Genomic DNA, 14648 nt, shown 5'->3' with positions numbered 1-14648 from the left:
TTCTAACGTTTTCTTTTCTTTCCTCTGGGTTTAGGGTTCTGCTTGGTTTTGGGAGACTGTTTGGGTTTGCCCGGCTGCGCGGAAGCTCCGGACTTTCCTTCCGGATTTTCATTGGGGACCTGTGCCGCGGGCACCGGCTCGGAAGCCTTCGGCCCCGCCGGCCCTGCCGCCAGTCTGGCAGCTTTTGATCTCACTTTGCGCTGTTCCCACATGACATAAAGCGGCCCGGCGATGCAGATGGAGGAATAGGCCCCGCTCACCACGCCGATCATCATCGGCAGGGCAAACGTGGTGACGCTGGTCAGATGATAGAAACTGGCGACTACAAACACCACCGCGACGGACATAAACGTGGTGGCCGCCGTGTAAACCGAGCGGGTAAAGGTCTGGTTGATGCTGGTGTCAACCAGCGTGCCGTAGCCCGCCTTCAGGCCGAGCAGCCTGCGGTTTTCACGGATTCGGTCATACACGACAATCGTATCGTTCAGCGAATAGCCCAAGATGGTCAGGACCACAGCGATAAAGTTGGCATCCAGGGCAATCCTGAAAATGACAAATGTGAAATAGACCATCGCCACGTCGTGCAGCAAAGCCACAATGGCGAAAACCGCAGCCGCCGTCCCGCCGATTTTGCGGAAACGGACCGCAATATAAAAATCCAGCAGAAGGAACGCGAGCAAAACCGCGACCAGGCATTTCAGGAAGAAGCTCCGGCCCATGGTTGGGTTCACCGAGTTCGATTCGACAATCTGGAAGTTCGCGTTCGGATATTCCTTGTTCAGGGCTGTCTGAATTGCCTTTTGATTGTCGACCGTCAGAGAATCCGTGCCAGCAAACGTAAGGGTCACATTATTCAGCGTCTGGTCGCCGGAAGCGGACTTAATATCCTGACTGATCCCCGTGGAAACGCTGCGGTTCACCGTTTTTTCAACGACGCCCGTGACCGTCGACGCGTCGATACTTCCGGAATAGGAGTACTTGATCATGGCGCCGCCCTTAAAATTGATGTCCAGCTTGACGCCGAAAATAATGTTGAAGAGGAGGCCGATTGCCATAATGCCAAGGGAAATCGCAAAGAAAATCTTTCGATTTTCATAAAATTTAATTTGAAAAGTTCTCATTCCTTCGGCCCTCCATACAACCATTTACTCCGGGCAAAACCAAATCCGGAAAGGGATTTCGACATCATTCTCGTCGTAAACACGCCGAACACAAAGTTGGCAATGATGCCGATCAGCAGCGTGTAGCCGAAAGAGTAGATCGTGCCTGTGGTCGACACGCCGAAAATCATGGAAAGGATGTTGGTCGGGCCAAAGACCAGCATCAGAATGACCGCCACGATCGCCGTGGTGATGTTTCCGTCGAAGATCGCGGAGAAGCTGTTTTTATCGCCGCTCGCAATCGCCATCCCCAGCGTCTTGCCGGCCCAAAGCTCTTCCTTGATGCGCGTCGCCGTAATGATGTTCGCGTCGACGCCCATGCCGATGGAAAGGATGATGCCGGCGATGCCCGGCAGGGTCATGGTGAAGCTGTTGATAAACGGAAAATATCCGGAAACCGCAGCAAACATCAGCGCAACCTGCCCGAGCAGGGAGATCACCGCGACAAATCCCTGCAGGCGGAAAACGAAAACCATGAACAGGGCGATCAGCGCGAAAGCAATCACCAGCGCAAGCTCCATGGCATTCAGGGAGGACTTGCCAAGAGTCGGGTTGATGGTATTCAGGCCGGTTGTTGTCAGCTTGAACGGAAGCGCGCCCGCGTTGATCTTGTTGGCCAGAGAGGAGGCCTCCGCCGCGGTAAAGCCGTTGGGCGAATTGATGACGCAGTTGCCGTCCGGGATCTCTTCGTCAACCGTAGGCGCGGAGATTCTCACATCGTCCATCCAGATCGAAATCGTCTGGCCTTTCAGGCGTTTGGTCGCCTCGGCAAATTTCTCGGTCCCGCTGTCGCTCAGCTTCAGTGCGATCTGATAGGTGGACTGCCCGGTCGTGCTGTTCTGGGTCAGCTCCGGCTTGGCGCTCACCACATCGCTGCCCTGCAGGATGATGCTGGAAGCGGTCGTGCCCTTCGGCGTTTTATAGACAGGTTGTCCATCCGAGCCGGTTGTCTCGGTGGTATATTCCCCTCCTTCGCGGAAGGTTACAAGCGCGGTGGCGGAAAGCTCGTCGATGGCACTCTGCGGGTCAAAAGTCTTTTCGTCGCTTTTCCACGGAAAACGAACGATGATCCGGTCATGGTTATAATCGGTGTAAACCTCATAGTCGGTGATATTGTTGTTCACCAGCCTGAGCTTAATGATCGATTCCGCCGAATCCATTTGTTCTTTTGTTGCTTTTGTCTTTGTGGCCGGCGAGAATGTCGCCTCCACACCGCCGTTAATATCGATTCCCCATCTGATATCTCCGACCCCTTTAATATAGGTGGTCGTGTTATCCCCGTTTTTTCCCTTGATGCCAAAAATGGAAGTGTAGGTTAAAAGCAGGATGAGGAGGGCGACGATGAAAAACACCGGTTTTGGTACTCGCTTCATGCGTGAATCCTCCAATATGTTGGTTTTCCGCGAATTTCGCAGACGTACAACCCTAATTATATTGTTGTAACTCTAAAATGTCAATTGGTTTCGCGCCATATTCGAATGCCGTCCCGCATAAAAAAGCCGTCGCTGCCGACTCCGGAGTACGGAAGGAAGGCATTTCCTTCCGGGACGTTTCCGAAAGTGCTGTACCCGGAATACACGGTCTTCAAATCCGGCGGAACAAACGGGGCGCGGACGTCTTCAGCCGCCCGCGACCGGGCGGCTGAATTTTGCTTATTTACAAGCTGTCCGAAATTCGGTATACTCCTGATATGTCCCACAATCATAGGCTAATCATAGGCTGAAGGAACGGAGCGATCTTTTTGAAGGAACATCATCAGCGCGGGCACGGACGGAAAAAATGGCCTCGATTCATCATTTTGGCTTTTGCTCTGGCCGCCGGCTGTACCAGCTATTTTACTTTCTGCCGTATTCATACGAAAACAGCGAACGTTCCCCGTGAAAAAAGTGCCGCGGTTACGGCGTCCAAACCGGCATCGGCAAGCGAAAGCCAAAAACCCGCGAATCCCGGCCGGACCCTTATCAGCGTGCCTCATCTCAGTCAGGAAGGAGTCCTGCCCACCGGGTGCGAACTGGTCAGCGCCATGATGCTTCTGAATTACTATGGATGCAGTACCACGGCGGACGAAATCATAAAGCGCACGCCGAAATCCTCCCTTCTCAGCGACGGCAACGCCGTATACGGCATGAGCCCGAACCAGGCGTTTATCGGCGATCCGCGGTCCGGGGACGGCTTAGGCTGTTACGCTCCGGTTCTCACAGCCGTCGTCGACTCCTATTTTTGGGAAGGCGGAAAAAAAGAAGCCGCCAATTTGACCGGAACGGATCTGGACGCACTGGCGCGGGATTATATTGCAAAGGGATCGCCCGTCCTGATCTGGGCTACCGTGGATATGGGAGAGCCCGGCATTGGAAAAAGCTGGACCCTTGCGGATACCGGCGGGAATTTTCAATGGATCGCGGGGGAACACTGCCTTTTAATGGTCGGCTTCGACTCGGAAAAATACTATTTCAACGACCCCCTTGATTCCGGCGGCGCGGTGAGCTATCGCAAGTCTTTGGTGGAAGACCGATACCGCGCTCTGGGAAAACAGGCGGTCACGGTCCGTTCCGTTTCCCGCACCTCAACCTGAGTTTCGGAATTTTTCACGCTTATTAGCCTTGCGGTTTGGAAAATATTGATATAAAATAAGGACAGTTATCGGTTTTAGGGAGGATCAGAAAATTTGAACAAGACAGATATTGCCGAAATATATCAAAAGGCGGAGACGCTGAAAGGGAAATCCGTAACGGTGCGGGGCTGGGTCCGCACGATCCGCGATTCCAAGACTCTCGGATTTATCGACCTGAACGACGGCAGCGGATTCAAAGGCATTCAAATCGTCTTTGAAGACGGAAAAGTTAATAATTACAAAGACGTCGCCAAGCTGAACGTAGGAACCGCGATTTCCGTAACGGGAACCGTGGCACTTACTCCCCAGGCGAAACAGCCCTTGGAAATCCACGCGGCGGAAGTGAGGGTGGAGGGCGCTTCCACCCCCGACTATCCGCTTCAGAAAAAGAGGCACTCCCTCGAGTACCTTCGCACCGTGGCCCATCTCCGCCCGCGCACCAACACGTTCAGCGCCGCGTTCCGGATCCGCTCGGCGGCGGCTTACGCGATCCACCGCTTTTTTCAGGAGCGCGGCTTTCTGTATGTGAATACGCCGCTGATCACCGGCAGCGACGCGGAAGGCGCCGGCGAAATGTTCACCGTAACGTCCTTTGACCTGGACCGTCTGCCGTTGAGCGAAGCGGGAAAAGTGGATTTTTCCCAGGACTTTTTCGGCGGTCACACGTCCCTGACGGTCTCCGGCCAGTTGGAGGCGGAATGCATGGCAATGGCCTTCGGCAAGGTCTACACGTTCGGCCCGACGTTCCGCGCGGAGCGGTCCAACACGCAGCGTCATGCGGCAGAATTCTGGATGATCGAGCCGGAGATTGCTTTCGCCGACCTGGACGACGACATGGAGCTGGCGCAGGACATGATCCGCGATGTGATCCGCTCCGTCATGGAGCGCTGCCCCGATGATCTCGCCTTCTGCGGGCAGTTCATCGACAAGGGCCTGATCGACCGGCTGAATCACGTGGCGAATTCCGATTTTGCGCGCGTCACCTACACCGATGCGGTCGAAATCCTGAAAAAGGAAAACAGCCGCTTTGAATACCCTGTGGAATGGGGGACTGACCTTCAGACGGAGCACGAGCGCTTCCTGACCGAGCAGGTCTTTCAAAAGCCGCTGTTTGTAACGGATTACCCAAAAGAAATCAAGGCGTTCTACATGCGCCGGAACGACGACGGAAAAACCGTGGCTGCCGTTGATCTTCTCGTGCCCGGCATCGGCGAAATCATCGGCGGAAGCCAGCGCGAAGAGCGGCTGGACCTTCTGGAGCAGCGGATGAAGGAAACCGGCATGAACGAAGACGCCTATCGCTGGTACCTCGACCTCCGGCGCTACGGCGGCGCAAAGCATGCCGGCTACGGCCTCGGCTTTGAGCGCCTCGTTATGTATCTGACCGGCATTTCCAATATCCGCGACGTGATTCCGTTCCCGCGCACAACGGGCTCGGCTGAATTTTAAGGAAAACGGATCAACTTTTTAGGAGGTATGCCACCATGATGTGGAATGATAATCTGAAAATCGGCGTTTCTCTGATCGACAGCGAGCACAAAGAGCTCTGTGACCGGATCGACAGGCTTCTGGCCGCCTGCAGCCAGGGGCGCGGCAAGGATGAGCTGGTCGGCACGATTGAATTTCTTGAAAGCTATACCATCAAGCATTTCAGCGACGAAGAAAAGCTTCAGCGTGCCAGCGCATATCCCAAGGTGGCGGAGCACAAAAAGCTGCATGAGTTCTTTACCGGCAAAATTGCGGAACTGAAAAACGATGTGCAGAATAACGGCGCCAATATCGCCACGATCTCCAAAACCAACTACTTTTTAATGGACTGGCTGCTGAACCACATTCAAAAAGTGGATTCTGAGCTGGCCCAATACATAAAGCAATAATATAGAAAGACTCCGGTTCGGATGGAAAAACCGCTCCGGCAAAATGCAGGAGCGATAATTTTACTTGCAATATTTACTGTCACATACTAAAATAAAGGATGTTTCGAATCGATATTCTGCATTTTATTGAAGGAGATGCGCATTTTGGACTTTTTGTCAATGCCGAAACAGGAGTTGGAACACACTTACGCGGAACTGTTGGAACGCTACCGACGCTTTCAGGAACAAAAGCTCAATCTGAATATGGCCCGCGGCAAACCCAGCGGGGACCAGTTGGAATTGTCCTCGGAAATGCTCGATCTTGTCAGTTCTTCCTCGGCATTGTACTCTGAAAGCGGGGAAGACTGCCGAAACTACGGCGTTCCGCTCGGCCTGACCGAAATGCGCCGTCTGATGGCCGATCTGATGGAAGTGCCGGCGGATCATGTCATCATCGGCGGGAATTCCAGCCTCAACATGATGTTTGATGCGGTCGCCTGCGGAATGACGCACGGTTTTTCCGGCTGTGCGCCTTGGGGCCGTCAGAAGAATGTGAAATTCCTGTGTCCGTCGCCCGGGTACGACAGACACTTCGCGATAACGGAATACTTTGGCTTTGATCTTATCATCGTTCCGATGACGCCGGATGGCCCCGATATGGATGCCGTGGAAAAACTGGTCCAGGACCCTTCCGTGAAAGGGATCTGGTGCGTGCCGAAGTACCAGAATCCGACCGGCATCACTTTTTCGGACGAAACCGTGCGCCGTTTCGCGGGGCTGAAGCCGGCGGCAAAGGACTTCCGGATTTTCTGGGATAACGCCTACTGCGTCCACGACCTGACGGAAACGCCAGACAGCCTGCTGAATCTCTGGAAGGAATGCGAACGGCGCGGAAATCCCAACCTCGCGTTCTTCTTCTCTTCCACGAGCAAAATCACTTATCCCGGCGCCGGCATTGCCGCCATGGCGGCCGGCAGTTCCGATTTTGAAGCGTTGAAAAAGCGCTATTCCTACCAGACGATCAGCGCGGATAAATTGAACCAGCTCCGCCACGCACGGTTTTTGAAAGACCTTGACGGGGTCCGCGCCCATATGGCCCGCCACCGCGCACTGCTGGCGCCCAAGTTCAAGACGGTGCTGAATAAGCTGGAAACAGAGCTCGCAGGAAAAGGCGTGGCGTCCTGGACGGAGCCAAACGGCGGATATTTCATCAGTGTGGACGTTCTGGAAGGCTGCGCAAAGCGGGTCGTTGCGCTCTGCGCCGAGGCCGGAGTAAAGCTGACCGGCGCGGGGGCAACCTATCCGTACGGCAGGGATCCAAGGGACAGCAATATCCGCGTCGCGCCCACCTTTCCCCCCGTTGAGGAGCTGAGACAGGCGATCGATCTATTCTGCATCTGCGTTCAGTTGGCCGCGGCGGAAAAGCTGCTCAAAACCTGAAAACCTGTCCCATGGAGCCGAATCATTCCGCCGGAATGGAATAGCGGCAGGATAGGGCGGCAAACAGGGCTTTTCACATACTCCAATAGCGCGGGCATGGCGAATAAAAAGCCGCTCTCCCCTACCCGCCGTAGGAAAGAGCGGGAAAAGCGAAAATTCCCGGTAGGAATCCTCCAAAAGCATTGTAGCATATCAGGCCAATATGTCAACAAAATGGAGGAAGAAAAATGAGAAAAATGAGAATTCTGTCATTAGCGATCACTTTGGCAGTCGCTTTTACAGGGGTTCCGGTGTTTGCCGCTTCTGCTCCCTACGTAGAAAGTGATACTACAACGTCTTTTACCCGCACGCAGGGAGAAACCTATCAGGTGAAGTTTACCGTTCACGGCACCCACGCAAACCCGAATATTGTGGCCGGGGACGGAACCGTCCTGCAAACGCTGAACACAGTTAAATCGAAAGATTCCAACGGAAACGATGTTTACTATTTCAAAGTAAAAGCGATCGGCAATGTTGGAACTACATCCGCAATTTACACAACGCTGCCGGGGCAGTCTGCAACACGACATTTTGTTATTACTGTTGTAAAAAAATATCCAGAAGGGATGTACAAAGTAGGATCCGACATTCCTGCCGGTGAATATGTTATGATTTCAAATAGTAAATCTATTGATTTTGGATATTTCCAAGTTGCGAAGGATTCGTCAGGAACATTGGACTCTATCGTTGCAAATGACAATTTTGAAAATCGGAGTATTATAACTGTCAGCGATGGAGAATACATTACAGTACAATATGCAGACATATACGCGATCAATGATGCACCGGCAATCAGTCAAACGGCGGGAAAAATATCTTCCGGAATGTATAAAGTTGGGAAAGACCTGAAAGCGGGCGAATATAAAGTCCATGCGACTGACAGCTCCGCTTATGTTGAAGTTTCAAGCGATAGTTCTCATTTGTTAACATCCATAATTTCCAACGATAATTTTTCAGGAGATAAATATATCTCGGTGGAAAACGGGCAGTATATTAAAATCCAAAATGCAGAAATTAGTCTAAGCTGAAAATAAAATACCCGCCCCTCCCCGGCTGGGTATCCGGGAAAAGCGGCTCACCATCAGCAGGGCTGACAGTACGTTGAACACGCAATTACCGTTTCAGCCCGGAATAATCCATATCCCGCGTATTTTTGCCGGTTGCCGGCGCGTCGGCGCCGGAAAGCGGGCATAAGAACCCAAATACGAATTCCCGATAAAATAAAAATCCCGGAAGCCGCATTACTGCTGACTTTCGGGATTTTATTATTCCTCAGCTTCTTCCGCGAAGAGGTCGCAACTTGGACCGTGCGGCACTGGGCCGCGTCCCGCCATCAAAAAAGGCACCCTCTCGCGAGGGTGCCTTTTTTGATGGCGGAGAGGACGTGACTCGAACACGCAACACCTTGCGGTGCACCACATTTCCAATGTGGCTCCTTACCAATTAGAATACCTCTCCAACTGGCGCATCGGACGGATCCATTCCCGACCGACTTAACTATTATATCGGACCTTATCTGAAAAATCAAGCCTTTTCCATATAAAATTCGGATTTTTGTCACCGACTCCAAAGACATCCGCCGTATCTTTGCCGAAAACACCTTTCTCACTGCAAATCCAGATGTTTCAGGGCGGGCAGCGTGATTTTTAAAAGCGCGGACGTTGCCGATCCGGCGATTACAGCCGAAAAAAGCAGAACGGGGAAATACGTCCAGAGCAGAAGATTGGTGTATAACAGGGATATCGCGGCAATCTGTCCGGTGTTATGGAAAACTGCCCCGACAATGCTGACCATCAGATAAGAAATCTTTTCCCTGAAAATCAGCATGCATAGAATCATCGCAGCAATGGACAGAACCCCGCCGCACAAACTTAAAAACGCGGCAACCGCTCCCCGGGTCAAAAAAACAAACAGGGATTTCAAAATTGCCAAAGTGAAAGCGTCTTTTTTCTTCAGAAAAAAGAGAGAGTACATCACAACGATATTTGAAAGTCCGAACTTGATCCCGGGAGCCGGCATGGGAATCGGGACCTGGTACTCGACTACGGTCAAAACCAGCGCCGCCGCGAACAGCAGTGCCGTAATAACCATTCTTCTGATTTCAACAGAACTCATCCAGCGATCTTTTCGGGGGCTGGTCCGCCGTTTTCCCTGATGCAGCATATCCACACCCTAACCGATGACCATATCCGGGCCATCCGTCTTTCCGCCGTCCCTCGCCACGATCTTCAGCACGATCCGGTTCGGCAGGCAGGCTGCGCTCTGACCGACAGTTTTCAGCCTGCCGGATTTAATGCAGATTTTATCCGGACAGTTGGATTCCTCAAAGCAAATGCTCCCGTCGCCATACTGGTGGAATATCACATGCTTGTTTTGTGGAATCGAAAATCTCCGGTCAATCCCCTTTGTCAGGTCAACGGTTTCAACCAGCTCCGATTCATAATAAATCTCGGCAACCGCAGCCTTCGAGCCATACTCTTTCTGGTAAAACAGCCATCCCGACGAACAGACGACCAATAGAACCAAAAGAATGATAAAGTCCGTCTTTTTTATAAACTTCATAATGTCTCCACACAGATTACAGAAAGCCCTTCCCCGATGCGTTTTCAAAGGCCGCCACACAGGAATTCTCAATCGTCGGCCTGAAAGGCTCCCGGTAAGAGTACGGCAAATATATGACAACAGTCAAGAAATGCCCATACCATATTCACCAAACAGATAATTATTATAGGATTTGTGAAAACAAAAGTCAAGGATGGTCAATGCGCTTTTCAAGAAAGGGCGCATTGCGAATGTATATGCGCCGGACGTGAAATCCGGTGGAAATATCGCAATAAATGTCCGTGAAACGCTGGCTTTTTTGCCGTGAAATGGTAGAATAGAAGCAGTCTGCGAAAATTTTTGACCCTGCAGCGGATCATTTGGAAAAAGCGGCAGGAAAAATCCGGCGGCTGAATGAAGCAGGACGATGCGCCATCGTTAGAGCACGCACTGCCAGAGGCCGGACAGCCGCCGGGTTCAATGTGAAAAGGAGAGACTTTGGTTATGGAATACAGGACGGAACACGATTCGATGGGAGAAATACAGGTTCCCGCGGACCGTCTGTGGGGAGCCCAGACGCAGCGGAGCTTCCAGAACTTCCGGATCGGGACGGAGCGGATGCCGGACGAGATCATCCGCGCGTTCGGGATCCTGAAAAAAGCGGCGGCGCTTGCCAACCGCCAGCTTGGCAAGCTGGACGGCGAGCGGTGCGATTTGATCTGCCGGGTCTGCGACCGGATCGCCGCGGGAGAGCTGAGCGAAGAATTCCCGCTGGTCGTCTGGCAGACCGGCAGCGGCACGCAGTCGAACATGAATGTCAACGAAGTCATTGCAAACTGCGGAAATCAAATGGCGGGCAAAAGGCTGCTTCACCCCAACGACCATGTAAACATGTCGCAGAGCTCCAACGACACCTTCCCGACCGCCATGCACATCGCGGCGGCGCTCGCCATAGAGGACCGGCTGATTCCGGAGATCCATGCGCTGACCGCGGAATTCCGGCGGCTGGAGCGGGAAAACGAGGGGGTCGCCACGACGGGGAGAACCCACCTGCAGGACGCGACGCCGATCCGGTTCTCGCAGGAAATCAGCGGATGGCGCGGCATGATGGAAAAATCTCTCTCGATGATCGAAGCCGCCCTCCCGCAGGTGAAGGAGCTGGCCCTGGGCGGCACGGCGGTCGGGACCGGCCTGAACGCGCCCGAGGGCTTCGCCGAAGAGGTTGCCCGGCAGGTCAGCGGCCTGACCGGAAAAGAATTCGTCACGGCGGAAAACAAGTTCCACTCGCTGACGGCCAAAGACGAGCTCGTCTTTGCTCACGGGGCATTGAAGGCGCTCGCGGCCGACCTGATGAAAATCGCCAATGACGTGCGCTGGCTGGCGAGCGGGCCCCGCTGCGGGCTCGGCGAAATCTCGATTCCCGCGAATGAGCCGGGAAGCTCCATCATGCCCGGCAAGGTCAACCCGACGCAGTGCGAGGCGGTGACGATGGTCGCGGTCCAGGTCATGGCCAACGACGCGGCGGTCGCCATGGCAGCCTCCCAGGGCAATTTCCAGCTCAACGTGTTCATGCCGGTGTGCATCTACAATTTTCTGCAGTCGGTGCGCCTGCTCGGCGACTGCATCCGCTCCTTCCGCAAAAACTGCGTCTGCGGCATCGCTGCGAACAAAGAAAAAATGAGGTACAATCTCACTCATTCTCTCATGCTGGCGACCGCGCTGAACCCCTATATCGGCTACGACAACGCGGCGAAAACGGTGAAGAAAGCATTCCAGGAAAATCTGTCGCTAAAGGAAGCGGCCGTCTCGCTGGGATTCATCACCGCAGAAAAGTTTGACGAAGTCTTTCATCCCGAAGATATGACCTGAAAGGAATTAAAACAATGAACATATACGACGAATCCTTAAAAGCGCACGAAAAATGGAATGGAAAGATCGAGGTGATGTCCCGCTGCCCGATCCGGACGCGGGAGGACCTCTCCCTCGCCTATACGCCGGGAGTGGCGGAGCCGTGCCGGGAAATTGCGAAGGACTACGGCAGATCGTGGGATCTGACGCGCAGGGGAAACCTGATCGCCGTCGTTACGGACGGCTCGGCGGTGCTCGGGCTGGGAAACATCGGCCCAGCCGCGGCGATGCCGGTCATGGAGGGAAAATGCGCCCTGTTCAAGGAGTTCGGGGACGTGGACGCCTTCCCGATCTGCGTCGACACGCAGGACACGGACAAGCTGGTCGATACCATTCACCTGATCTCCAAGAGCTTCGGCGGGATCAATCTGGAGGATATCGCCGCTCCCCGGTGCTTTGAGGTGGAAAAAAGGCTGAAACAGCTCTGCGATATTCCGGTCTTCCACGACGACCAGCACGGCACCGCCATTGTCGTCGCCGCCGCCCTGATCAACGCCTTCAAGGTGACCGGCAAGAAAATGGGTGAAGCAAAGATCGTCATCAACGGCGCCGGTGCCGCCGGCATCGCGATCGGCAGCCTTCTGCTGGACATGGGATTCGGCAATGTCATTCTGTGCGACCTTCACGGGGCCATCTGCAAAGGGGACGGAGAACTGACCCCCGCGCAGGAGAGAATTTCCCTGAGAAGCAACGTCGGCAAAGAGCACGGGTCACTTTCCGACGTTCTGCGCGGCGCGGACGTCTTCATCGGGGTCTCCCGCCCCGATCTGGTCACGGCGGAGATGGTTTCAACCATGAACAAACCGATCGTCTTCGCCCTGGCGAACCCCACGCCGGAGATCATGCCGGACGAAGCCAAAAAGGGCGGTGCCCTCGTCATCGGCACCGGCCGTTCCGACTTCCCGAATCAGATCAACAACGTCCTCGTTTTCCCCGGCATCTTCAAGGGCGCGCTGGAAGCCCGCGCGGCGGAAATCACGGAGTCCATGAAACACTGCGCCGCGAAGGCGATTGCGGGCCTGATCCCCGAGGACAAGCTCGGTCCGGAATACATTATCCCTTCCGCCTTTGACAAAACCGTCGCGGATGCCGTTGCGGATGCCGTCGTGCGGGAGTGGTCAGCCCGGCGGTAAAAAAAGATGAATTGCCGCTTGGGCCCGAATCATCCAAAAGCCCCGTCGCGGATAATCTGCGGCAGGGCTTTTCATCGGAAGGAAGAAACACTCAGCTCCCGAAATGAAACAGCACCCCGATGACGGCGGAAATGCCGATAAATACCACCGGATGCCATTTGATTTTCTTCATTGCAAAGAACAGAGCGACAGCAAGTGCAAGAGCCCTCCAATTTACCAGATAAAGCGGATTCCCGGTCTGCGAAAACCGATCCACCGTCAGAATGGCAATGACGACAACACCCATGCCAGCCGCGGCGATCAGACCGGTGGATGCCGGACGCAGCCCGTAAAAGGCATCCTGAACGTAATGATTCTGCTGAAAGCGTTTTAACATACGCGCAATGATAATGATGATGACGATAGACGGCGTGATCAATCCCAGCGTTGCGAGAACCGCCCCGGGAATCGAAGCGACTCGGAAACCCACATAGGTCGCCATGTTGATGCCGATCGCTCCTGGGGTGGATTCCGAAATTGCAAGCATGTTGGCAAGGTCAGCCTGGGTAAACCACCCCGTAGCGTTGCCGAGATCCGTCAGAAACGGCAGCGTCGCAAGGCCGCCTCCGATGGCAAAAAGGCCGACCTTTGCGAATTCAAAAAATAATCTGAGGTAAATCATGCGCGCCTTCCGCCTTTCATCAGAATACCCGCCGCTGCGGCAAGCACCACCCACAGAACCGGCGAAAGGTCTGTAAAAAAGGCGAGCAGGGCAATGCAGAAAAAGATGCCGAAGGTAAATTTATCCTTTATAGAGCTCTTGCCCAGCTTGATCACAGCATTCAGGATCAGGACACAAACGCAGACACGCACGGCGGCAAAAGCATCATTCACCACCTGCAGATCCGCGAAATTCTGCAGAAAAGCCGCGATCACTGTAATAATGATCAGAGCCGGAAAAACGAACCCCAGCGTTGCGACAATACCGCCGGCCACCCCTTTCCTTTTGTAGCCGATAAAGGTAGCAGTATTGATTGCAATAATCCCCGGCGTGCACTGCCCGATTGCGTAGTAGTCCGCCAGCTCGTTGTCCTCAGCCCACTTTTTATTCTCCACAATTTCCCTCTGCAGGATTGGAAGCATCGCATATCCGCCTCCGAACGTGAGAGCTCCAACTTTAGAAAAAGTAAAGAAAAGGTCAATAAATTCAGTCATCGGCAAAATCCTTTCCATGACATGAGACTGCTGGAATTTCATCCCAAGTCTCCGAGAAACCGGCATTTTTCAGTCTCTTTTTAATGACAATATGGCGGTATCGTATTTTTTCCATATTTTTCATCATTATATCATAGAAGTGTGGCAATATCTACGTCTGGCAATTTTTCCAGAGATTATCATCGGGGGAGAATTCTTAAATTCACCGCGCAGCGACGAAAGGCAACCGCATTGGACAAAAAATGAGGATATCGAAAAATATCCTCACTCAAAAGCCTTAATACATGAAAAAAGTTTAAAAATACAAGGGGAGAGACTGCCCTATGATCTCCGATCCTTGTCATATTTTACCGTTTTTGAATTTTTGATAAATTATCTTTCACAATCACAGCAAATAATAATTTACTTATTGAAAAAAGCGAATCTCAAAACAGACCCAGGCGGATAGAAAACCGTATGGGATGAAAAAACCACGGAATAAAGTAACCTTTCCGTTTAATAAAAAACAAACAAAACCAGTTTTTATAAAAAATCCATATTGTTTTGAAAAAAATTGTTTGACCTTTGGACACTTTCGCCATATAATAGATTTGGATTTCTGGACGGGAGAAATTCATACCTACACTAAAAGAGGGGGAGTGGAATGCCAAGTAAGAAAATTGAAGACATACCTGGTCTCAAAAAATGCTGTGAATCCCGGATCCGTGCAAGAAAGAGAAAACATCACCGAGGACGAGAATCATAAATCCCAAGACGTAAAAATGAT

General features: G+C 52.9%; 13 protein-coding genes and 1 tRNA gene. 7 read left to right on the top strand and 7 right to left on the bottom strand.

Annotation, left to right across the window (positions count from 1 at the left end; translation table 11 throughout):
• Window positions 1–2 precede the first annotated feature (2 nt).
• On the bottom strand, window positions 3–1121 hold the full coding sequence (secF, locus tag EQM14_RS05535; RefSeq protein ID WP_128742019.1) for a protein translocase subunit SecF: 1119 nt from the start codon (window positions 1119–1121) through the stop codon (window positions 3–5).
• Complete coding sequence (locus tag EQM14_RS05530) at window positions 1118–2533, bottom strand: preprotein translocase subunit SecD (RefSeq protein ID WP_128742018.1); 1416 nt, start codon at window positions 2531–2533, stop codon at window positions 1118–1120. Before EQM14_RS05530 ends, secF begins: the two co-directional genes overlap by 4 nt.
• A 368-nt stretch (window positions 2534–2901) precedes the next feature.
• On the opposite strand from EQM14_RS05530, the gene EQM14_RS05525 reads away from it, so the two are divergent.
• The 5 genes from EQM14_RS05525 to EQM14_RS05505 all read left to right on the top strand — a co-directional run bounded on the left by EQM14_RS05525 (window position 2902) and on the right by EQM14_RS05505 (window position 8134).
• Window positions 2902–3732 carry a C39 family peptidase gene (locus EQM14_RS05525; RefSeq protein WP_164918976.1) on the top strand — a complete coding sequence of 277 codons (831 nt, stop codon included), beginning with the start codon at window positions 2902–2904 and terminating at the stop codon, window positions 3730–3732.
• Between the two features lie 93 nt (window positions 3733–3825).
• Window positions 3826–5220, top strand: a complete 1395-nt coding sequence (gene asnS, locus EQM14_RS05520) for an asparagine--tRNA ligase (protein WP_128742016.1) — start codon at window positions 3826–3828, stop codon at window positions 5218–5220.
• A gap of 35 nt (window positions 5221–5255) precedes the next feature.
• On the top strand, window positions 5256–5648 hold the full coding sequence (locus EQM14_RS05515; protein ID WP_128742015.1) for a bacteriohemerythrin: 393 nt from the start codon (window positions 5256–5258) through the stop codon (window positions 5646–5648).
• Window positions 5649–5789: 141 nt separating this feature from the next.
• The gene (locus tag EQM14_RS05510) at window positions 5790–7067 is read left to right on the top strand and encodes an aminotransferase class I/II-fold pyridoxal phosphate-dependent enzyme (RefSeq protein ID WP_442861489.1); all 1278 of its coding nucleotides are present in this window, start codon (window positions 5790–5792) and stop codon (window positions 7065–7067) included.
• A 227-nt stretch (window positions 7068–7294) separates the two neighbouring features.
• Complete coding sequence (locus EQM14_RS05505) at window positions 7295–8134, top strand: hypothetical protein (RefSeq protein ID WP_128742014.1); 840 nt, start codon at window positions 7295–7297, stop codon at window positions 8132–8134.
• 343 nt (window positions 8135–8477) lie between these two features.
• On the opposite strand, the gene EQM14_RS05500 is transcribed toward EQM14_RS05505, so the two are convergent.
• From EQM14_RS05500 to EQM14_RS05490, 3 genes are all read right to left on the bottom strand, one after another.
• Window positions 8478–8564, bottom strand: a tRNA-Ser gene (locus EQM14_RS05500).
• A gap of 147 nt (window positions 8565–8711) precedes the next feature.
• Window positions 8712–9221: a Gx transporter family protein gene (locus tag EQM14_RS05495; RefSeq protein ID WP_128742013.1), complete on the bottom strand. Its 510-nt coding sequence runs from the start codon at window positions 9219–9221 to the stop codon at window positions 8712–8714.
• 57 nt (window positions 9222–9278) lie between these two features.
• Window positions 9279–9668 carry a NusG domain II-containing protein gene (locus EQM14_RS05490; protein WP_128742012.1) on the bottom strand — a complete coding sequence of 130 codons (390 nt, stop codon included), beginning with the start codon at window positions 9666–9668 and terminating at the stop codon, window positions 9279–9281.
• A gap of 483 nt (window positions 9669–10151) precedes the next feature.
• On the opposite strand from EQM14_RS05490, the gene fumC reads away from it, so the two are divergent.
• Both fumC and EQM14_RS05480 read left to right on the top strand, forming a co-directional pair.
• Window positions 10152–11516: a class II fumarate hydratase gene (gene fumC, locus EQM14_RS05485; RefSeq protein WP_128742011.1), complete on the top strand. Its 1365-nt coding sequence runs from the start codon at window positions 10152–10154 to the stop codon at window positions 11514–11516.
• A 14-nt stretch (window positions 11517–11530) separates the two neighbouring features.
• Window positions 11531–12688, top strand: a complete 1158-nt coding sequence (locus EQM14_RS05480) for an NAD(P)-dependent malic enzyme (RefSeq protein WP_128742010.1) — start codon at window positions 11531–11533, stop codon at window positions 12686–12688.
• 91 nt (window positions 12689–12779) lie between these two features.
• Here EQM14_RS05480 and EQM14_RS05475 read toward each other — a convergent pair whose 3' ends face one another.
• Both EQM14_RS05475 and EQM14_RS05470 read right to left on the bottom strand, forming a co-directional pair.
• On the bottom strand, window positions 12780–13349 hold the full coding sequence (locus tag EQM14_RS05475) for a chromate transporter (protein ID WP_128742009.1): 570 nt from the start codon (window positions 13347–13349) through the stop codon (window positions 12780–12782).
• Window positions 13346–13882: a chromate transporter gene (locus tag EQM14_RS05470; protein ID WP_128742008.1), complete on the bottom strand. Its 537-nt coding sequence runs from the start codon at window positions 13880–13882 to the stop codon at window positions 13346–13348. The genes EQM14_RS05475 and EQM14_RS05470 overlap by 4 nt, the downstream gene beginning before the upstream one ends.
• Window positions 13883–14648: the final 766 nt, after the last annotated feature.

Origin of the sequence: Caproiciproducens sp. NJN-50, from assembly GCF_004103755.1 — a bacterium.
In the GTDB taxonomy this organism is placed as follows: Bacteria; Bacillota; Clostridia; order Oscillospirales; family Acutalibacteraceae; genus Caproicibacter.
This window is presented reverse-complemented; position numbering and strand designations above follow the sequence as displayed.